The following is a 20,508-nucleotide window of genomic DNA, read 5'->3' as shown; positions in this document are numbered from 1 at the left end:
TTGATACAATTTGCCTTAATTTGATACAATTAAATCCTTTTGAGGATATGTTATGTTTTAAATTATTACAGTTTTGAAAGATTCATTTCCCACAAGAATCAAAGACATATGATTGAAAAATGTTCCATCGGAACATCGCGTCGGTAGAATGAAGTAATAATTGGTTTTAATGTTCCAGAGGAACATCTCATCGGTAATGGCAAATACATACACACAGTTACACGTACAATTCGTTTTCGCAGTAAAATTTCGCAAAGCATTAATAGACAAAGAATGGAAAGACAGATTGCATCAATATATAACGGGTATAATTCAATCAAATCAGCACAAAATGCTTTGTATAAATAGTATGCCGGATCATATTCATATTTTTATAGGAATGCGTCCAACTCAATCTATTTCTTCGCTTATTCAAAATGTAAAAACAGAAACAACGAAATGGATTAAAGAAGAAAAATTATGTTTGACTTTTGCCTGGCAGGAAGGTTATGGTGCATTTTCATATTCAAGAAGTCATGTTCCAAATGTAATTCGTTATATACAAAATCAAGAGGAACATCATAAGAAAGAAACATTTTTAGAGGAATATCTAAAAATATTAAAAGCATTTGAAGTAGAATATGATGAACAATATATTTTTGAAGAGCCAATTGTGTGAATCCAAACGTCCCTCCGGGACGAAAACGTGAAATCGGGATGTTTTTGTTACCAATGAAATGTTCCGATGGAACAATGAGTTATTGGTTAATAATATATTTTAAACTCTTTTAAAATATTCTGTTAATCAAATAATTATTATTTTTATATAAAAAATATTCAAGTTTACTTTTGAAAATCAGATACATAATTAAATCAGAAAAACTATGAAAAAGCTATTTTTAATTTTGCTATTGGTATTACAAATCCCTACAATTTTCGGAAACAATCAAGATGAAGATCCTTCTTCAAAAAAAATCATTGGAACCTGGTATAATAATGAAAATCGCAGTGCAAGATGGGTTTTTACGCCGGACGGAAAGGTTTATAATTATGTAAATGATAGTTTCAAGGTAATGTACAAATATTCTATTTCGCACAGTTGTCAGAATAATTCAGATGATAATATTGAGTATTTAACCTTAATGGACAAAGATGGCGATGAATTTTGTTTTAAAATAAATGGTATTAATCAAAATAAGAATGGCATTTTATCCCTTATCAATATGAGTAATATGGAGAAACTCTTGTTTGTTAATAATATAAACATAAAAGCAACAATGTAGGATTTCTGGCAAAAATATTGCGTTTTTAAGATACTACTAAATAGGAGGAAAGTGATCTGAACATTGTGTTTTAGTAGCTTCGCAGACAATTTTGAAACCATTAAACTTTCATTAACAAAAAATAATTTAACATTAGTTTATATTTGTAAGGCAAACTACTAAAGCACTTATAAATATGAAAATCCACGCTTTTAAAATATATACTTTTTTGTTTTTTGCTTTTTCGATAACCTCATTTGGTCAGAACGTAAAGTTGATAAACATTGATCAATTACAGGAAAGAATCAAAAATGGAAAAGACAGTACTTATGTCGTGAATTTTTGGGCAACCTGGTGCGCTCCCTGCATTAAGGAATTACCTCATTTTGAAAAACTAAACGCCGAATATAAAACCGAAAAATTGGCTGTATTATTAGTGAGTGTTGATTTTAAATCCAAATTGAGTTCGGCAGTAATACCGTTTGTGAAAAGAAAAAACATGAAAAGCCAGGTTTTTCTATTGAACGAAAGCAATCCACAAGAATATATTGACAGAATCGATCCAACGTGGTCCGGAAGTATTCCTGCGACACTTTTTATAAAAGGTGATAAAAGGAAATTTGTCGAATCTGAATTTACCTATGAACAATTATTAACTGAATATAAAAAACTATAAATTATGAAAAATTTTATTACTGCAACCATGGTGTTTTTGTTTAATATGTTGCTTTCTCAGGCGCAGACAACACTTAAAGCCGGAGATACTGCACCGGATTTCAAATTGAAAAATGTAGATGGCAAAGAAGTTTCTTTTGGGAGTTTTCCAAAAGCCAAAGGATTTATTGTTGTTTTTACCTGTAATACTTGTCCATATGCAGTGGCTTATGAGCAAAGAATAATTGAACTTGACAAAAAGTTTAAATCTCAAGGATATCCAGTAATTGCAATTAATCCAAATGATCCTGAAGCTTCAAAAGCCGATTCGTTTGACAAAATGCAGGATTTAGCAAAAGATAAAAAATATCCTTTCCCATATTTATTTGATGCAGGACAAAAAATTACTGATGAATACGGAGCAAAACATACACCACATCTTTTTATCGTTTCTAAAAGTGCTAAAGGAAATGTTGTAGAATATGTAGGTGCAATCGATAATGACCCGGAAGGAACGAAAACGGAAAAAACAAAATATGCTGAAGATGTAATTGCATCCTTAAAAAGCAATCAAAAACCAGCGATTACACAAACAAAAGAAATTGGCTGTACAGTAAAAAGAAAAGCAAAAGCTTAATACACAGATTTATTTGAACACGAATTTCACGAATTGACACAAATTTTGGAGGTTACTTTTTTGCGGAAGTAATTTCACGAATGAATTAGTGCAAATTTGTGAAATTCGTGTTTGTTTTTTATAGTATTGCTTCGCTGAGTTTTTGATTCTGAAGTTCTAATTCGGCTATAATTTGCCTTTTCATTGTTGTGTTAATGTAATCTTTCGCTTCAGCGTATGAAATATTTAATTTGCGTGGAATGTCTTGAAAATGAACAGGGAAACGCTCTAATTGTTTGTCATAATAAGCAAGAAGTTCATTTTCGTTAGGCATTTCAAATTTTAGTTTAATCTGAAATCTTCTTAGTAAAGCTGTATCGATGCTATCATAATAATTGGTGGCGCAAATAAGCAAACTGTTATTTGGGAAATAATCAATTAGTTGAATTAAGGTGTTTACCAAACGTTTCATTTCAGCAACATCTTTGTCATTATTATCTCTGCTTTTTCCAATTTGGTCAAATTCATCCAGAAACAAAACTGCTTTTTCTGAGATTACGCGATCAAATATTGCTTTTAGATTTTTTGACGTTTCTCCAATTTTAGCATCGATTAAAGTGCTGAGATTTATTATAATAATCTTTTTATTCAAAGAAGTTGCAATGGCTTTTGCAGTCGTCGTTTTTCCACAGCCTGAATGACCGTGAAGAAGTATTTTGTTATCAACGGCAAGATTATACTTTTTTAATTCTTCGATATAAGTATGTTCTTTAATCGTTTGAAGCAGCGTAGTTTTATTCTCCTGACTGAAATGTAAATCATTCAGTGCTACTTTTTCAGTATCATTTATAACAAGTTCGAACAGATTCATTTGAGTTTTTATTTGGTGCAAAATTAGACTTTATTCTGCAATATTTTCGTTCCAGATTTCTTTTCCTAAAAAGCGGTTTCCAAAAACAGAAGTTCCAACTCTTACCAGATTTGAACCTTCGGCAATAGCCAATTCTAAATCCTGAGACATTCCCATTGAAAGTTTTAGATTTGTAATTCCATCAATTTTATGAGCGTAAATTTCATCTCTTATTTCCCGAAGTAAACGCAATGACGGACGCATTTTTTCTTTCTCAACATCTAATAATCCAATCGTCATTAAACCTTTAATGTTTAAAGTTTGAAAGTTTTTTATTTTTTCAATAAACGGAATTACTTCTTTTGGTGGTAAACCAAATTTACTTTCTTCAAATGATGTATTTACCTGAATATAAACATCGATATTTCTGTTTTCTTTTTGTAATTGTTTGTCGAGTTCTTCGGCTAAACTTATTCTGTCAAGCGATTGAATGCAAGTTGCATATTTAAGAACATCTTTTACTTTATTGGTTTGAAGATGGCCTATAAAATGACGTTCGATATTGAGATTTTTCAAAACGGAATCTTTATCGCGCAATTCCTGCATTTTATTTTCGCCTATAAGTGTTTCTCCGGCTTCAATTGCAATTTGAATATTGTTGGCAGGAACGGTTTTAGTTGCCAATAATAATTTGACATCTGATAGATCTCTGTCATAAAGTTTGCAGGCATCTTCAATACGCTGATGAACTTGTTTCAGGTTAAAAATAATCTCTTCTTTCATAATATCAAAAGTAATAAAAGGGTGGAGTAGGGAAAAGATCCAGTTTTGAGTATTATAAATAGTCCAGTTTGTGTTTGAAGTAGACCAGAATATCGCTATAAATCAGAAAACTGGATTATTCAGCAGATTACAAACCCGAGTAATTTTGTATCAAATAATAAAACCAAAAAGATTTAATTTAAAACAACACAAATCATATGAAAGTAGCAGTATGGGATACTTATGTAACCCGAAATGATGGAAAAATTATGCATTTTGATATTCTGGTTGATGAACGCACAGACAATGCCGAAAAGGTTTTTGAATATGGAAAAGAATATCTTAAAACAGTTTCACAAGAAGGTCAGCCTTTAACATCAAAAGAATGTAGATTTTGCCATATTGATAAAGCTCCAATAGAAATAGAAAATCAAATTCTTAAAAATGGATATTCAATTATAGAAATGGAAAACTGTAATTAAAGATTTTTTTGTCATTTCGACGAAGGAGAAATCTTTGCAAGAAACTCGACAAAGATTGGTCTTTGCGAGGAACGAAGCAATCTCATTTGCAAGATTCAATTCGTGATTTTTGTTAGTGTGGTTGCTTCGTTCCTCGCAATGACAAGATTGTGGTTAAAAAACAAATAAAAAAGACTGCCTTTTACGACAGTCTTTTTTATTATTACATGCTTTTTAATTTTTTCATGAAGATTGGAAATACTTCATTCAATTCTTCAAAAAGTGGATTTTTGCGATGCTTTAATTTGATTTCGCTGAACAATTTTAAACCAAGTGCAAATTGCGTTGCTTCGTGCGGATTTTCAAATATATTTTTGTCTTTTATTCTTTCGATAATCCCAAATATTTCGTCGTGATTGTCAAATTCAATTCCTAGTTCTTTTGCGGGTTCAGTTTCCCCGTTTGCATATTCCTTTAAGCTTAATGTGAGGGAATATTTATTCGATCTTTTTTCCATGCGGTATTATATTGTATTATAATTATTTCAACCATTTGTCTACGATGGTTTTAAAGGTTTCTTTGTATTGTTCGCCAACTGTAATTTCGGTTTTACCAATGAAGATTGAGTTTTTGCTTATCGAACTTATTTTATCTAAGGGAACAATAAAAGAGCGATTGATACGCATAAATTTAGAAGAAGATAATTTCTCTTCTAATGCTTTAAGCGAAATCAATGACATCAAAGACTTCTGAGAATCTTCAAAATGTACTTTTACATAATCCTTCAAACTTTCGATATATAAAATGTCTTTTAAAGAAATTCTGACCCATTGATATTCGACTTTCAAGAAAATAAATTCATCATCGGCCGCAACAGAATGAAATTGATTTGAAGCTTCTTCAGACATTTGCAAAACTTTATTGGCAGCTCTTAAAAACTCTTCGTAGCTAAAAGGTTTCAATAAATAATCGACAGCATTTACGCGATATCCTTCAATTGCATAATGATTATAAGCAGTCGTAAAAATAATTTTAGGCAATGGTCCCGGTTGTTCCTGCAAAAGTCTGGCAAGTTCCATTCCTGTTAAGTTTGGCATATTTATATCCAGAAAAACAATGTCTGGTTGTTGCTCGCGTATTAAACTCATAGCTTCGACGGCATTATCGCAACTGCATGCCAATTGTAAAAACGGAGTTTGCTCTATAAAAGTTTCCACAAGCCTTAACGCAAGTGGTTCATCGTCTACTGCTATACATTTTAATACAATCATTGTTCTAAAGTTATTTGCAGATTTACTTTGTATTTACCATTTTGGTCAATACCGGCAGTCATTAAATGCTTATTTGGATAAATCAAATGCAATCTGCGTTTTGTATTTGTCAACCCAATTCCGCCTTGATCTGTAGTCGATGTTTTTTCGAAAAAAGTATTTTCGACTTCAAATTCAAGATCGTTTCCATTTTGTCTTAATTTAATATATATTTCACTTTTGTCCGTTGCGTGAATACCGTGTTTAAAGGCATTTTCTACTAAAGGTAGTAACAACATTGGAACAATTGGAAAATCGTGGATCTTTTCTGGTATATCTGTTGTTATCGTTAGTTTTTTATTGGCACGAAGCTTCATCAAAGCTATAAAATCTTTCATGAATTCGGCTTCTTTTAATAACGTAGTTCGTTCGCCTTCTGTACTATAAAGTAAATAACGCATCATTCGGCTTAAAGTATGCAAAGCGCTGCGAGAATCTTCGATATTGGTATAAGTAAGAGAATAAATGCTATTAAGCGAATTGAAGAAAAAGTGCGGATTAATTTGCGCTTTCAGCATCGCCAGTTCTGCCATGGTTTTATCCTGTTCCAGTTTTTGCTTGTGTTGTGCGGCTTTTTGCCAGTGTCGAAGCATTGCATAACTCGTGCTTATTCCTAAAACTAATAAGGTTATTGTGAAAACATAATTGTCAAAATAATCATTTCGGTATTTTTTAAAACCTAAGATTAATGCCAGTTTATTATGTAAGTCAGTATTGTAATTGTATAGATAAGCAACCAATTGCATTATAAAAATGATAAAAAGTGCCAGAATAAAAAATGGACTTATGTTATCTCTTATAATAGTTCGTGGGACGATTATATGTGCATTAAAATAAAATATAACAATCATGAAAAACAGCACAATAGACTGCCACAACCAAAAGATTGCCGGAAGAACAATATTCCATGTGAGCGGAATATAAAACAACAAGGTAAATCCTAACAATAGCCAGACCAGGATATGTAATCCGACAAAAATGTAAGGTTTAAAAAAGTTTGGTGCCATTATAATTTAAGGTTTGAAGGGCAATATTACATTTTATTTACATTCAATATAAAACCAATCGCTCAAAATGTAATTACAGTCCATAAAAACCATTTTAGAGCCGATGAGCGCCGGTCAAAATTACAATTTTTCAGGGATTCAACCTTTATCGGTTCTTATCGCATATCTATCGATTATCTCTAGGGCTACGTCTATTTGAAAAGTTTTGCTTGAACTGTTTTAGTTCTTTTGCTTCTTAATAAGTAGATAATCTCATAATTCATCAAAATGAATAAGCAATCTTTTTTAAGCATTATTGCTGCGTCAGTTATCATCGCTTCATGCGGAAATAAAAATGACAAATCGGCTCAGGCTGGCGGCGCACCACAAGTTAAAGAGTATAAAACGCTGACTTTAGAACCTAAATCAGCAACTTTATATACTGATTTTCCGGCAACTATTCAAGGACAGCAAAATATCGAAATCCGCCCAAGGGTCGAAGGTTATATTGACAAAATTTTTGTTGATGAAGGTGCCGTTGTAAAAGTCGGACAACCTTTATTCAAAATCAGCGCGCCAGAATATGAGCAGGAAGTTCGTACAGCAAGTGCAAGTATAAAGAGCGCTCAGGCAAGTTTAAGTGCAGCAAAACTGGCTGTAAATAAAGTAAGACCATTGGTCGAAAAAGGAATTATCAGTAAATACGATTTAGAATCGGCACAATATACATATGAATCTGCTGTAGCAACATTAGCGCAGGCAAATGCAAGTTTGGTAAATGCCAAAACTAATCTGGGATATACAACTGTAACAAGTCCGGTTAATGGTGTTGTAGGTTCGATTCCGTTTCGTTTAGGAAGTTTAGTTGGCTCAAATACAACAGAACCTTTAACAACGGTTTCAAGCATTGGTAACGTTTATGCTTATTTTGCATTGAATGAAAAAATGCTTTTAAACTTTACTCAAACTGCTGCCGAAGGAAGTTCACTTGCTCAGTTGATTAAGAAAATGCCAGCGGTTTCATTATTACTTTCAGACGGTTCAACTTATAGTGAAAAAGGATATGTTGAAACGGTAAACGGATTAATTAATACAGAAACAGGTTCGGTTACTTTTAGAGCACGTTTCCCTAATCCAAAAGGAATTATCAGAAGCGGAAGCAGTGCTACAGTAAAAATTCCGCAAGACGTAGAACAAAAACTATTGATTCCGCAAAGTGCCACATTTGAACTTCAGGATAAAATGTTTGCTGTTACAGTTGGAAAAGACGGTAAAACTAAAAATGTCGCTATCAAAGTTTTAGAAAATAGCGCAGGGAATTATTATGTCGTAACCGAAGGTTTAAAAACCGGAGATCAAATTGTATTAGAAGGAGTTGCAGCGTTGAAAGACGGAAGCGAAATCAAACCTAAAAATCAAAGTCAGGGAGAAGTTTATGCTGACTTAAAATAAGAAAAAAAATGTTTAAAATATTCATACAAAGACCTGTTCTTTCGACGGTAATATCTGTTATTATTGTCATTTTAGGGATTTTAGGACTTGTTGAGCTGCCTATTTCTCAATATCCTGATATTGCTCCGCCAACAGTAAATGTCTCCGCAAGTTATACCGGAGCCAATGCTGATGTGGTTTTGAAAAGTATTGTAATTCCGTTGGAAGAGCAAATTAATGGTGTAGAAAACATGACTTACATGACTTCTACAGCAACAAATGACGGTAATGCGTCTATAAAAATCTACTTTAAAGTAGGAACAAATCCTGATTTAGCAGCGGTAAACGTTCAGAACAGGGTTTCAAGAGCAACTAGTTTATTACCGGTAGAGGTAACTCAGGCTGGGGTAACGGTGACGAAAAGTCAGAGTAGTAACTTATTGATTTTCTCTTTGTATAGTGATGGAAATGAGTATAGTCAGACTTTCCTTCAAAATTATGCTAAGATCAACCTTGTTCCACAAATTCAGCGTGTAGTTGGAGTAGGAGATGTAACTGTATTTGGTGCAAACGATTATTCGATGAGAATCTGGTTGAGACCGGATGTAATGCAACAATACAAATTGATTCCAAGTGATATTTCCGCTGCTTTGGCTGAACAAAATATCGAAGCAGCACCAGGTAAATTTGGTGAAAACGGAAATCAGGCTTTTCAATATGTAATTAAGTATAAAGGTCGTTTAACGAGCGCTAAGGAATTTGGTGATATCATTATCAAATCTGTTGGAAACGGACAAATGTTACGTCTTAAAGATGTTGCAAAAGTTGAGTTAGGTTCCTTAAGTTATGCTTCAACGACTAAAACAAATGGTATAGAATCGACAGCTTTGGCAATTAGCCAGACTCCGGGATCTAATGCACGTGATGTAATTATCAACTCTAAAAAGCTGATTGAAGAAGCTGCAAAAACTTTCCCGAAAGGAGTAAAATACACTACTCTTGTTGATGTTAACGAAAATTTGGATGCTTCTATCGAAAAAGTAATTCATACTTTAATCGAAGCTTTTATATTGGTTTTTATCGTAGTATTTATTTTTCTTCAGGATTTTAGATCAACTTTGATTCCGGCAATTGCGGTTCCGGTTGCGATTGTAGGAACGTTTTTCTTTCTGAATTTATTTGGATTTACCATTAACTTACTAACGCTTTTTGCAATGGTTCTGGCGATTGGTATTGTCGTCGATGATGCGATTGTCGTCGTCGAGGCGGTGCATGCCAAACTGGATCACGGTTATAAATCGTCTAAGAAAGCTACGATTGATGCAATGGATGAAATTTCGGGTGCGATTATTTCGATTACACTTGTAATGGCTGCCGTATTTATTCCCGTTACTTTTATTACAGGATCAACGGGAGTTTTCTACAAGCAATTTGGTATTACTCTTGCAGTAGCGATTATCCTTTCGGCAATTAACGCATTGACTTTAAGTCCCGCATTGTGTGCTTTACTTTTAAAACCACATGCTGACGATCACAAACATAGTAGTTTTATTCAAAGATTTTATACTTCGTTTAACGTTGCTTTTGATAATGTAACGGGCAGATATAAACGTTCAGTTCAATTTCTTTCTGTAAAAAAATGGATTGTACTTGCGGCTATTCTTATTTCGAGTGCGTCATTATTTTATATGATGAAAACCACACCATCAGCTTTCGTTCCTGCGGAAGATTTAGGGACTATTTTTGCTAATATTAGTTTACCGCCATCAGCTTCTATGGAACGTTCTGATGTAATTGCCAAGAAAGTAGACAGTATTGCCAAAACGATTCCAGGGGTTAAAAACACATTGCGTATTGTTGGGCAAAACTTTACAGCCGGAGCAGGAAGTGCTTACAGTATGGTTATTATAAAAATGGATACGTGGGAAAAACGTGATCTGAGTGTTAATGATGTAATTGGTCAGCTTTTTGCCAAAACAAGCGGAATTCGTGAAGCTAATATCTTCTTTATTTCGCCACCAACAATTTCAGGATTTGGACAAAGTGGTGGATTCGAATTTCAGTTGCAGGATAAAGGAGGACATACAACTCAGGAATTCTTTAAGGTTAATACTGAATTCTTAGAAAAGTTATCAAAACGTCCCGAAATACAATATGCGACAACGCCATTTAATCCTGGTTTCCCGCAATATATGATGGAAATCAATTTAGCAAAAGCTAAAGATGCAGGAGTTCCTGTGAATACGATTTTGTCGACAATGCAAGGATATTATGGAGGATTGTATGCTTCGAATTTCAATAAATTCGGAAAACAGTATCGTGTTATGGTGCAGGCTTCTCCGGAATTCCGTACAAACACAGAAGGACTTAATAAAATCTTTGTTAGAAATAGCTCAGGAACAATGGCTCCAATTACAGAGTTTGTAAAAATGACCAGAGTTTTTGGACCGGAATCTATTTCGAGATTTAACTTATTTACCTCTATTGCTATTACAGGAGCACCAAATCCGGGATTTAGTTCCGGAGATGCAATTAAAGCAATTCAGGAAGTTGCAGCGCAAGAACTTCCGGCAGGTTACGGATATGAATTCTCAGGATTAACACGTGAGGAATTAGCTTCTGGAAGTGAAACTATATTCATTTTTATATTATGTCTTGTGTTTGTTTACTTCTTGTTAAGTGCACAATATGAGAGTTATATATTGCCATTTGCAGTATTATTATCAATTCCGTTTGGACTTGCAGGAGCTTATTTGTTCTCGATTATATTCAAATTAAACAGTAATATTTATCTGCAGATTTCCTTAATCATGTTGATTGGATTGCTGGCGAAGAACGGTATTTTGATTGTTGAATTTGCCTTAGAAAGAAGGCGAAAAGGAATGCCAATTGTACAAGCCGCAGTCGAAGGAGCCGTAGCACGTTTAAGACCAATTTTGATGACTTCGTTTGCCTTTATTTTAGGACTTGTTCCTTTGATGTTTGCTTCAGGAGCGGGAGCAGTTGGAAATAAATCGATTGGTACAGGAGCCGTTGGAGGAATGTTGATTGGAACCATATTAGGAGTATTTGTTATTCCGGTATTGTTTATCATTTTCCAGACTTTACAAGAAAAACTTAGTGGTCCGGCAAAAGATGGTTATGACGACGAAGATGATGAAGAAGTGCAACTGATCGAAGCTCATAAAGAGTAATAATTTAATTAATACAAAGATGACTCATAGTTCAAATAAATATATTATGATAGTAATTGCAGCCACTCTTTTGAGTGCATGCGTTACTAAAAAATACGAACGCCCCACCACTATATCGACAGATAATTTGTATCGTGATAAGGCTTCTGCCGATTCGACTACGATTGCGAGTATGCCTTGGCAAAGTGTTTTTAAAGATGAAAAACTGAATGCTTTAATTCAAAAAGGATTAAATCAAAATAACAACTTAAAGAATGCGATTGAAAACATTGTTCAGGCGCGCGCTTCTTTACGTCAGTCAAAATTAGCGTATTATCCAACTCTGAATCTTGATGCTAATGCAACGCACACGAAACAATCTGAAGCAGGTTTGAATTTTCCGGCAGGAATTAATATCAATACTTTGACAACCACTTACAAACTTGGTTTAAGTACGTCTTGGGAAGCTGATATTTGGGGAAAATTAAGCAGTTCAAAAAGAGCGGCTTTGGCAACATATCTTTCTACAGATGCTGCAAAACAAGCTATTCAGACACAATTGATTTCGGATATTGCTAATAATTATTTTTTATTGTTAGCGTATGATAAACAATTAGAAATTACAAAAGCAACATTAGAAAGTCGTATCAAAAATGTTGAAGTTATAAAGGCTTTAAAAGAAGGCGCAATTGTTACAGGTGCAGCAGTTGTGCAAAGTGAAGCCAATCAACATGCAGCCGAAGTATTGATTCCGGATTTAAAAAGAGACATTCGCGAGACTGAAAATGCGCTTAATATTTTATTGGGACAAGCTCCCGGAACAATTGAAAGAGGAACATTAGGAAATCAGGTAATTCCGGAGAATATTGCGATTGGTGTTCCGGCGCAATTATTAGAGAATCGTCCTGATGTCCGTCAGGCGGAATTTAATTTCAGAACGGCTTTTGAAAACACAAATATGGCTAAAACTTATTTTTATCCAAGTTTGACATTGACAGCAAGTGGAGGATTTTCGAACCTGCAATTAACGGATTTCTTTAGTAATTCTGTATTTTATTCTTTGATTGGCGGATTAACGCAGCCACTTTTTAATCAGGGTTTGAACAAAGCAAGATTAACAACGGCACAATCTAAACAAGTGCAGGCATTAAACAATTTCCAACAAAGCCTTTTGGTTGCGGGACAAGAAGTTTCAAATGCTTTATATGCTTATGAAATGGCAGTTGAAAAAGAAGATTCCAGAGCAAAACAAATTGAAGCTCTTGTAAAGTCAGTCGATTTTACACAACAGCTTTTAGAATATAGCTCAGCTACAAATTATACAGATGTATTAACATCAGAACAAAATTTATTGGCTGCTCAATTGAGCGGTATCAATGATAATTTGCAAAAATTACAAGCAGTTGTTGATTTGTACCGCGCTTTAGGCGGTGGATGGAAATAATAGTTATTGGTTATTGTATTGTTTTATTTGTTTAAAAACGCCTCAATCCTGAGGCGTTTTTTCGTATAATTTTATATCGATTAAGAAGTGCTATTCGTCGATTGCTACTATGGTTTCGTATAATTAATAGGTGAAAAGCAAATATTTGGCACTACTTTAGCTTTGTATTAAATCAAATAATACTTAAATACCACAACAATGAAAAAAATAGGATTCGCATTAATACTCTTGATGAGCGTTTTTGCACAGGCACAAGTTTCAGTAAACGTAAATATTGGTACACCTCCAAATTGGGGACCACAAGGTTATGACAATAGTAGATATTACTATTTACCGGACATCGATATTTATTATGATGTTACACAAAGTCAGTTTATTTATGATAACAATGGACGATGGATTCGTGAGAATAGATTGCCTGCAAGATACAGACAATATGATTTGTATGGCGGTTATAAAGTGGTTTTAAATGATTACAGAGGAAATGCTCCTTATACTTATCATAGTAAACACAGAGCTAATTATCCAAAAGGATATCATGGAAAACCTCAGAAAAACAGAGGAAATAAACCGGAAAAAAACAACAAAGAATATCATAATAAAAAGGATAAAGACGATAAAAAAGGAAATTCAAAAAAGGATCATCCAAACAAAGACAGGGATCAGAATCATTCGCACAATGATCACCATTAATTAAAAACATGACTAAATTGGAAGAGCGCCTCAGAAATGGGGCGTTTTTTTTGTTTTGTTTCGTTCTGAAAAAGGAGGAGCGAGACGGAAGCGATAGCGAACAGACGAAGTAAATCACAATAAAAACTCGACAAAGATTGGTCTTTGCGAGGAACGAAGCAATCTCATTTGCTGAATTCAATTAGTAATTTTTGTTAGTGTGGTTGCTTCGTTCCTCGCAATGACAAATATTGGGGTTATGTTGCGTTTCAAGGGATTAAAATCCCTTGCTACAAGATAAATCATTCCTGCGAAATTTTATGAAGAGTTCCCGAGGAACGAAACTATATTGTAGGGATGGATTTTAATCCATCCATCACAAGGAATTCGACAAAGATAATCCAGCTTGTTATATTAAAGTTTAGCTTTAAACTTCTTAATCTTGAAGTTTTTTGATTTCACTACTTTACCATTATCAGTAATCATCAAACAGCTATAATCAGGATATTTTTGAAGCAAAGTAAGACCTTCTTTTTGTCCTAAAACCATAAGCGAAGTGCTTAAACCGTTTGCAGTTTCGGCGTCAGGACCAAGAACTGTCACGCTGCATAATCCTGTTGCGGGATAACCTGTTGCGGGATTTATGATATGGGAATATCTCACGCCATTAAAAACAACAAACTTTTCATAGCTTCCCGAAGTCGTGATTGCGTGTTGTTCTAACGGAATTGTAGCCAGAAGTTTATCAGGATTAAATGGGTTTGTAATCCCAATTTTCCACGGATTTCCGTTAGGTTGTTTTCCCCACGTACTCATATCTCCGGAACCGTTTATGATACCGGCTTTTATACCTTTTGCGATCATCATGGCGCGACATTTATCAGTTGCATATCCTTCGCCTAAAGCACCAAAACCAATTTTCATTCCTTTTAGTTTTAGAAAAATACTCGATTGTGCACTATCCAGAATGATGCTTTTGTAACCAACTTTTTCTACTGATTTTTTTATGGCTTCCGCCGAAGGCATTTCGGTCATTGATCCGTCAAATTTCCAGATTCTGTCCATTGCTGCAAAACTAACGTCAAATCCGCCTTTTGTAGCTTCAGAAAATTGTATGGCTCTTTGCGTTAATTCAAAAACTTCTCGATCTACTTTTACAGGACGTATTCCCGCATTCTGATTTACTTCAGAAACCTGTGAATCTGATTTCCAATCTGAGATTAGGTTTTCAATTCTTGTAATTTCGGCAATAACGGCATCTATATTTTTTTCCGCTTCAAGCGAATCATTCGCAACAATTGTAATATCAAAACGTCCGCCCATAAGAAGCGTTGTTCTTTTGCGGAGAACTTGTGCGTTGCCGGATAATCCAGATATTAATATGGAAAGAAATAGAAGTTTATATAGGATTGATTTATTCATGATATTTTAAAAGAAATTTTATTAAAGCTCCAGCGGAGCAAAATATTTATAGACAAATGATGCATTAGGTTTAAAGCTCCAACGGAGCGATATTTACATATTGATTGTAAAGATATGTCACCCCGATGGGGTTTTGTTGAACGCATTCTAATTTTCTATAAATATGTTGTCCCGATGGGACTTATGGAATAGACTATTTACAACCCTAAATCTATAATCTAAAATCAACAATCTAAAATCTAAGATCCCGCTTAATAACAATCAGTTAAAATTTGACCATTTTCTTTATATTCAGAAATACTTTTCATCTTTTTTGCGAGACACAAATTATCCAAAATTGATTCTACATCTTTTTGCATTGCAAGAGAACCACAAATCATAATTACTCCGTTTTGCTGTAATAAATCAGTGAAAAAGGCTGCATCGCGATTGATTAAATCCATTACATAAAACTGATTTGATTCGCGTGATAATGCCAAATGAAAATTATGAAGCTGTTTCTTTTCAATCATTTCCGATGTGAAATTTTTATATCCTAAAACCATTTCAGTCTCCATTCGGAAACCGGAATATAAATGAGTTTCGATCTTTTTCTTGTTTTGTTCGATCATTCCCAGAAAAGGCGCAATACCTGTTCCGTTTGAGATTAAGGCTACTTTTGAGGCTTTTTTTGGAAAATGAAAAGCTCCATTATTAATTATTCTGGCTTTAATTGTATTTCCGGGTTCAAGATTATTTAGGAATCCGGAACCTAATCCGTGTGGATGTAATTTTACAACCAATTGAATATTTCCGGTATGATTTCCAATTGAATAAAGACGTTCTCTGGTATCATTTGCAGGATAAATTGCCAACAAATCTCCAGAAGTAAATTTGGTTCTCATATTGGCGCGTAACGTAACCAGAAAGGTTTGTTCGAATTCTGAAACCAATGTTTTGTCTAAAACCATTAGTTTTGATAAACCTTTTGGCGCGTGATTGTATAATGAAGGCGTTGTCGATAATGGGATTTCTGTTTTGGTACTCCAAAGTTTAATCCACTCTACAAATTCTTCCGCCGATTTATCGTTTACGGTTTGTAATTCTAAAAAGCGTTCTGCCCAAGTTTGGGCTGCCAAAAGCTCATCAATTTCAACTGCAAAACCACAAAAATCCGGATAAGCTTTCGAACCAAAACCAACTACCGAAAATTTGATTTTCTGTTGTTGATCGTATTTCTTTAAAAGAGATAAAAATTTATTTCCGTTAGAAGGTGCATCACCCAATCCGTGAGTTGAAGAAAACACAATAATATGTTCGGCTTTTGGAAAAACTTTATATTGATTCAATTGAGCGATGTGGGCTTTTTCGCCACGATCAATTAATTGTTTCTGAATTGCATTTGCAAAGCGTAAAGTACTTCCGTTTTCAGAACCTGCCAGTAAAATATACTTACTTTCGTTGGCATTAAATTTATTTTTAATTCGGCTTGACCTTCTTTTTAAAGTAATTGCAAATCCGGAATAGATAAAAAAGAGAATATTAACGCAGGCAATGGCAAGAATTACAGCCCAGATTCCGTTTATTCTACCTGTGTGAAGATCAAGGCTTAAATCAGCAAATTGAGCAGTCATTGGCGAACGTTTCTCTGTAATTACTGCGCCTGTAACCTGATTAACTTCAACTTCTCTGTCTTTTAATTCAATGATATAATATTCTTCAGGATCATCTGTAAAAGGAAATTCGATTTTTTTGACATCTGATAAAAGTGTCGTTTTGAAAATATTTATTGCTGCACCTTTTTGGGTTGGCGCTACAGATTCTGTTTTTTGCTTTTCTTTCTTTTCACCCATGAAAAAATTAAATCTTTCCAGGGATAAATAGGTTCCGGTAAGTGCAATAATCAAAATTGGAATTAAAGCCAATCTTCCTAAAACAACGTGATAATATTGTGCAAAATATTCTTTTATTACTTTCGAAAAGAAATTGCGAATTCCCCTTTGTCTGTTAAGTACAAGTGCAAAACCCGAAATCGCAATTAATACTAATAAAAAAGAAATTACTCCAACAAAAAAACGTCCCGTTTCATGAAGAAATAAGGAACGATGCAAGCTGGTTACCCATTGTATGAATTCGCTTTTTTTTACTGGTTTTCCTAAAGCTTTACCAGTTTTAGGATTGATGTAGGCATTGATATCGTTTCCGTCCTGATCAATTGCCTGTAATGTTACAAATTGATTGTAATCGACGCTTAACTCTGTAATTTCAGAATATGACTTTTTTAAGACGGGTAATGTTTCTCCTAAAGTTATGGAATCAAAATTTTCTACTTTGTATGGATTTGTTTTTTCCTGAACGGCATCTATTGCCAAAATAATACCCGTTACAGATGCCAGCAATAAAAATAAAGAAGAAAACAAAGCCAAAGCTAAGTGTGTGTAACGCCAAAAAGAAAGAGTCATGGAGTGTAAGCTAAAAGGTAATCAAAATGTGTTTTAATTTTTATTTGTCATCCCGAGGAACGAGGGATCTCCGTGAGTAGCTCGACAAAGATTGATAACTTACTTTGCGGAGTTTCTTGCGGAGATCCCTCGTTCCTCGGGATGACAATATTGTGCTTATTATGATAAAGTATTAAATCTTGTTTAATCTCACATATCTTATATAACCTTTTCCTTCTGTTTTGTCAGCAAGACCTTCGGTTGTAAGTGGAATTTCAACGTCATTTACATGGTATTTTTGATCTTCTACTGCTGATTCAAATCTTAATTTATATCCTTTATTGATTTTAGAATCTTCAATTTCTATTGTTGTAATGCTGCGATCTCCACCAGTTACAGAAGCTCCGGTTTTTGCGCTGATATCTTCATGTTTCTGAGCTTGAAATTTATTCCATTCTTTCAATGATTTGTACCATTTTTTATCGTCGCCCATTACATAAAGTGTTTTTTCGTATTCTCCTTTTGGATTGATTAGCGAAACTACGATATAAGCGCCTTCTCCCATATAATTTGCCATTTGAAGCATACATTTGTATTTGCTTTGTGCCGAAGCCTGAAATGAAATTAGGCAGATTAATGAAGCTGTAAGTGCTATTTTGAATATTGATTTCATTCTTATTTTAGATTTTAGTCCCGAAGCCTCGGGATAGATTTTAGATTTTAATCGGATTGGAATTTGGAATTTATAAGACTGCTATTTTAAAAATTCTATTGATATATTTTGTTTTGTCAATGACTCGTTTTCTTTTGCTAAAGCATAAGCACTTTCGTCAAATTCTGTTGTAATTTCTTTTTTAGCGCCAATCGAAATTAGGTATTTTAAGATCGCATCGTCTTTTGCAACCATTGCAGCTTTGTGAAGCGCTGTCATTCCGTCTTTGTTTTTAGCATTAACATCAATTTTTAAGTCGGCTAATTTTTTTACCAAAGATAATTCGTTTTTGGCAACAGCAAAATGATATAAAGTACTTCCGTCTTTTTGAGCGGCAGCAAGATCTAATCCTTTTTCCTGAAGTAATTTTACTTTAGCATCAAAAGATTCTTGTTTTGGTCCTGGTCTGAAAGATTGTACTAAATAAACGCCTAAATTGTTTCCGTCTTTATCAGTTACTTTAACATCTGCGCCTTTTACTAAAAGTGCCGAAACTGCTTCTGGAGTTCCTGATTTTACAGCAATTGTCAAAGCCGATTCTCCTTTTGTATTTTGCAGATTAACATTTTTAGCTGTTGCCAATAGTTGCTCTAAAGCACCATTTTCTCTGGCTCCGGCAGCAAGCATAAAAGGTGTATTTCCTTCGTTGTTTACTTTGTTTACGTCAACACCTTTTGATAGAAAGTAAGCAATAATATCTTTCTGATTTGGTTTTGTTGCCAGAAAATGTAATACGTTTTCTCCCGATTTATTTGTAGCTGTAGCTTTTATTTTTACCTCTTCAACTAAAAATTTATAGGCGTCAAGCGAAGTTGTTTCTCTACGATTTCCCTGACTTGCAATCAAAAGTGCATTGTCTGTATATTTTACTTTTTTGTCTAGTAATTTTTTTAAAAGCACAATATTTCCAGTTCTTGCAGCATAATCAAAAGCTGTACTTCCGTTAGTATCAACATCTTTAAGAGACAATCCTTTTGTGATAAGATAATCTGTCAAAACAAGATCTTTATCTGCTGGAATTGCCATTAATAATAGATTTGAACCATCATTATATTTTTTCTTCGGATCTATTCCTGCTTTGAAAAAAAGCTCGTAAAGTGCCGGATTAGTTTGTCCGTTAGAAGCTGCAAAAGCAAGTGGAGTAGTGCCGTGGCTGTCTTCAAGATTAACATCTGAACCTTTAGTAATAAGGTATTGTGTTAAATCAATATTTCCTCTGTATGCCGCCCAGTGTAAATAAATACGATTGTCGTGCGTCATTTTATTTAATGGATTTCCGGGTTGGTCCAATAAGAATTTTATAGTTGCCAGTGGTGCATCATTATTGATAGCAAGAGTGGTAACATCAAATGCATTTGCATTAGCTTCAGAAGCGCTGTTTCCTTTGGCAATTTCAGCCTGAACTGTTGTCACATCCGGAGTAGTTTTCCAAAAAGAAGCTTCTAATAAAGTATTTTTTTGCTGAGCACTAACAAATAAAGTGGCAGCTAATGCGAAAGAAAGAAATAAGTTCTTTTTCATATTGAGGTATTTTTGTTTGACAGTTGATTTACTTTTCTAATAGAATATTTTATTTTAAAAAGATCTATTTAGAATAATTAAAAATAGCGCAAATGTAAAAAATAATATTAGTAAATCAATTTTATTTAGGAAAGAAAGCCCATTTCTAATGATTTTTTAATCTTATCAATGTTTTAATTCTTCTAATAATACTTTGACTTTGTTTTGATTTTGTACTAAAATTTTTACCTCAAATAAAAGCGTTGTTTCCGTAACGAAATTTTATTTTATAATTGTTGCACAATAAAATATGATGTTTCATTTTATAAAATGAAACAATCTTTTGTGTTTATTCCTTAAAACGGCTGTTTAAAAGCACATTTTTATTAAACTTTAATACTGGTTGGTATGGGTAGAAGATTTACTTTTCCTCTTATGAGGGTAACATTATTTATTTGTTGGGTATCATTATTCGTAACTTTTCAAAGTTCATTTGGAAGTAATAACGTGATATTTCCAGATACTTCTCGAGCTAATTTCAAAGTAGCTTTTATTCCGAATTCGGTATTTGCTGTTTCTGTTCATAATGTTTTCGAACATGGATGGGATATGACTTTTGAGACTAAATTAGTTAGATTTTCAAAGATATCATTTCTTGTTTTTTTTCCGCCAAGGAAAGCTGATGTCAATACAGATAATACAATTTCTAAAATTAATTTTTCCATAGCAGATATTGGTAATTGTGCTGATAAACTATCAGCTTTAAGAATAGAAAAGTACGCTATAAATACTATTTCTGTTTTTGGCTATATATCTGCCACCGCACATTTTTACACTCCTATTTAAGGCAACTT

At 33.7% G+C, this 20,508-nt stretch carries 19 protein-coding genes; 10 read left to right on the top strand and 9 right to left on the bottom strand.

The window, feature by feature from the left end:
* Positions 1-196 precede the first annotated feature (196 nt).
* The 4 genes from tnpA to CLU81_RS01280 all read left to right on the top strand — a co-directional run bounded on the left by tnpA (position 197) and on the right by CLU81_RS01280 (position 2,532).
* Positions 197-658, top strand: a complete 462-nt coding sequence (gene tnpA, locus CLU81_RS01295; RefSeq protein ID WP_099708173.1) for an IS200/IS605 family transposase — start codon at positions 197-199, stop codon at positions 656-658.
* A gap of 205 nt (positions 659-863) precedes the next feature.
* Positions 864-1,262, top strand: a complete 399-nt coding sequence (locus CLU81_RS01290; RefSeq protein WP_099708172.1) for a hypothetical protein — start codon at positions 864-866, stop codon at positions 1,260-1,262.
* 175 nt (positions 1,263-1,437) lie between these two features.
* A complete protein-coding gene (locus CLU81_RS01285; RefSeq protein ID WP_099708171.1) occupies positions 1,438-1,917 on the top strand; it encodes a TlpA family protein disulfide reductase in 480 nt (159 codons plus the stop codon).
* A gap of 3 nt (positions 1,918-1,920) precedes the next feature.
* Positions 1,921-2,532: a thioredoxin family protein gene (locus tag CLU81_RS01280; RefSeq protein ID WP_099708170.1), complete on the top strand. Its 612-nt coding sequence runs from the start codon at positions 1,921-1,923 to the stop codon at positions 2,530-2,532.
* Positions 2,533-2,650: 118 nt separating this feature from the next.
* Here CLU81_RS01280 and CLU81_RS01275 read toward each other — a convergent pair whose 3' ends face one another.
* Together CLU81_RS01275 and CLU81_RS01270 are read right to left on the bottom strand one after the other, a co-directional pair.
* Complete coding sequence (locus tag CLU81_RS01275; protein ID WP_099708169.1) at positions 2,651-3,382, bottom strand: AAA family ATPase; 732 nt, start codon at positions 3,380-3,382, stop codon at positions 2,651-2,653.
* Between the two features lie 30 nt (positions 3,383-3,412).
* Positions 3,413-4,144, bottom strand: a complete 732-nt coding sequence (locus CLU81_RS01270; protein WP_099708168.1) for a YggS family pyridoxal phosphate-dependent enzyme — start codon at positions 4,142-4,144, stop codon at positions 3,413-3,415.
* A 197-nt stretch (positions 4,145-4,341) separates the two neighbouring features.
* Here CLU81_RS01270 and CLU81_RS01265 point away from each other — a divergent pair, with 197 nt between their 5' ends.
* A complete protein-coding gene (locus CLU81_RS01265) occupies positions 4,342-4,605 on the top strand; it encodes a DUF2024 family protein (RefSeq protein ID WP_099708167.1) in 264 nt (87 codons plus the stop codon).
* 202 nt (positions 4,606-4,807) lie between these two features.
* On the opposite strand, the gene CLU81_RS01260 is transcribed toward CLU81_RS01265, so the two are convergent.
* Genes CLU81_RS01260 through CLU81_RS01250 form a run of 3 tightly spaced genes read right to left on the bottom strand, consistent with a single transcriptional unit; the run spans position 4,808 to position 6,901 of the window.
* Positions 4,808-5,101: a DUF3861 domain-containing protein gene (locus CLU81_RS01260; protein ID WP_099708166.1), complete on the bottom strand. Its 294-nt coding sequence runs from the start codon at positions 5,099-5,101 to the stop codon at positions 4,808-4,810.
* 22 nt (positions 5,102-5,123) lie between these two features.
* Entirely contained in the window at positions 5,124-5,855 is a 732-nt protein-coding gene (locus tag CLU81_RS01255) for a LytTR family DNA-binding domain-containing protein (RefSeq protein WP_099708165.1), read from the bottom strand.
* Entirely contained in the window at positions 5,852-6,901 is a 1,050-nt protein-coding gene (locus CLU81_RS01250) for a sensor histidine kinase (RefSeq protein ID WP_099708164.1), read from the bottom strand. The genes CLU81_RS01255 and CLU81_RS01250 overlap by 4 nt, the downstream gene beginning before the upstream one ends.
* Positions 6,902-7,168: 267 nt before the next feature.
* On the opposite strand from CLU81_RS01250, the gene CLU81_RS01245 reads away from it, so the two are divergent.
* From CLU81_RS01245 to CLU81_RS01230, 4 genes are all read left to right on the top strand, one after another.
* The gene (locus CLU81_RS01245) at positions 7,169-8,332 is read left to right on the top strand and encodes an efflux RND transporter periplasmic adaptor subunit (protein ID WP_099708163.1); all 1,164 of its coding nucleotides are present in this window, start codon (positions 7,169-7,171) and stop codon (positions 8,330-8,332) included.
* 8 nt (positions 8,333-8,340) lie between these two features.
* Positions 8,341-11,505, top strand: a complete 3,165-nt coding sequence (locus CLU81_RS01240) for an efflux RND transporter permease subunit (RefSeq protein WP_099708162.1) — start codon at positions 8,341-8,343, stop codon at positions 11,503-11,505.
* 19 nt (positions 11,506-11,524) lie between these two features.
* On the top strand, positions 11,525-12,928 hold the full coding sequence (locus tag CLU81_RS01235; RefSeq protein ID WP_099708161.1) for an efflux transporter outer membrane subunit: 1,404 nt from the start codon (positions 11,525-11,527) through the stop codon (positions 12,926-12,928).
* Positions 12,929-13,126: 198 nt separating this feature from the next.
* On the top strand, positions 13,127-13,621 hold the full coding sequence (locus tag CLU81_RS01230; protein ID WP_099708160.1) for a hypothetical protein: 495 nt from the start codon (positions 13,127-13,129) through the stop codon (positions 13,619-13,621).
* 393 nt (positions 13,622-14,014) lie between these two features.
* Here CLU81_RS01230 and CLU81_RS01225 read toward each other — a convergent pair whose 3' ends face one another.
* The 4 genes from CLU81_RS01225 to CLU81_RS01210 all read right to left on the bottom strand — a co-directional run bounded on the left by CLU81_RS01225 (position 14,015) and on the right by CLU81_RS01210 (position 19,675).
* Positions 14,015-15,022: an FAD:protein FMN transferase gene (locus tag CLU81_RS01225; RefSeq protein WP_099708159.1), complete on the bottom strand. Its 1,008-nt coding sequence runs from the start codon at positions 15,020-15,022 to the stop codon at positions 14,015-14,017.
* A gap of 251 nt (positions 15,023-15,273) precedes the next feature.
* Complete coding sequence (locus CLU81_RS01220; protein WP_099708158.1) at positions 15,274-17,463, bottom strand: PepSY domain-containing protein; 2,190 nt, start codon at positions 17,461-17,463, stop codon at positions 15,274-15,276.
* 172 nt (positions 17,464-17,635) lie between these two features.
* Positions 17,636-18,115, bottom strand: a complete 480-nt coding sequence (locus tag CLU81_RS01215; RefSeq protein WP_099708157.1) for a DUF2271 domain-containing protein — start codon at positions 18,113-18,115, stop codon at positions 17,636-17,638.
* 81 nt (positions 18,116-18,196) lie between these two features.
* The gene (locus tag CLU81_RS01210; protein ID WP_099708156.1) at positions 18,197-19,675 is read right to left on the bottom strand and encodes an ankyrin repeat domain-containing protein; all 1,479 of its coding nucleotides are present in this window, start codon (positions 19,673-19,675) and stop codon (positions 18,197-18,199) included.
* A 387-nt stretch (positions 19,676-20,062) separates the two neighbouring features.
* Here CLU81_RS01210 and CLU81_RS01205 point away from each other — a divergent pair, with 387 nt between their 5' ends.
* Entirely contained in the window at positions 20,063-20,500 is a 438-nt protein-coding gene (locus CLU81_RS01205) for a hypothetical protein (protein WP_099708155.1), read from the top strand.
* Positions 20,501-20,508 lie beyond the last annotated feature (8 nt).

This window comes from Flavobacterium sp. 9, assembly GCF_002754195.1.
Classification (GTDB): Bacteria; Bacteroidota; Bacteroidia; order Flavobacteriales; family Flavobacteriaceae; genus Flavobacterium.
This window is presented reverse-complemented; position numbering and strand designations above follow the sequence as displayed.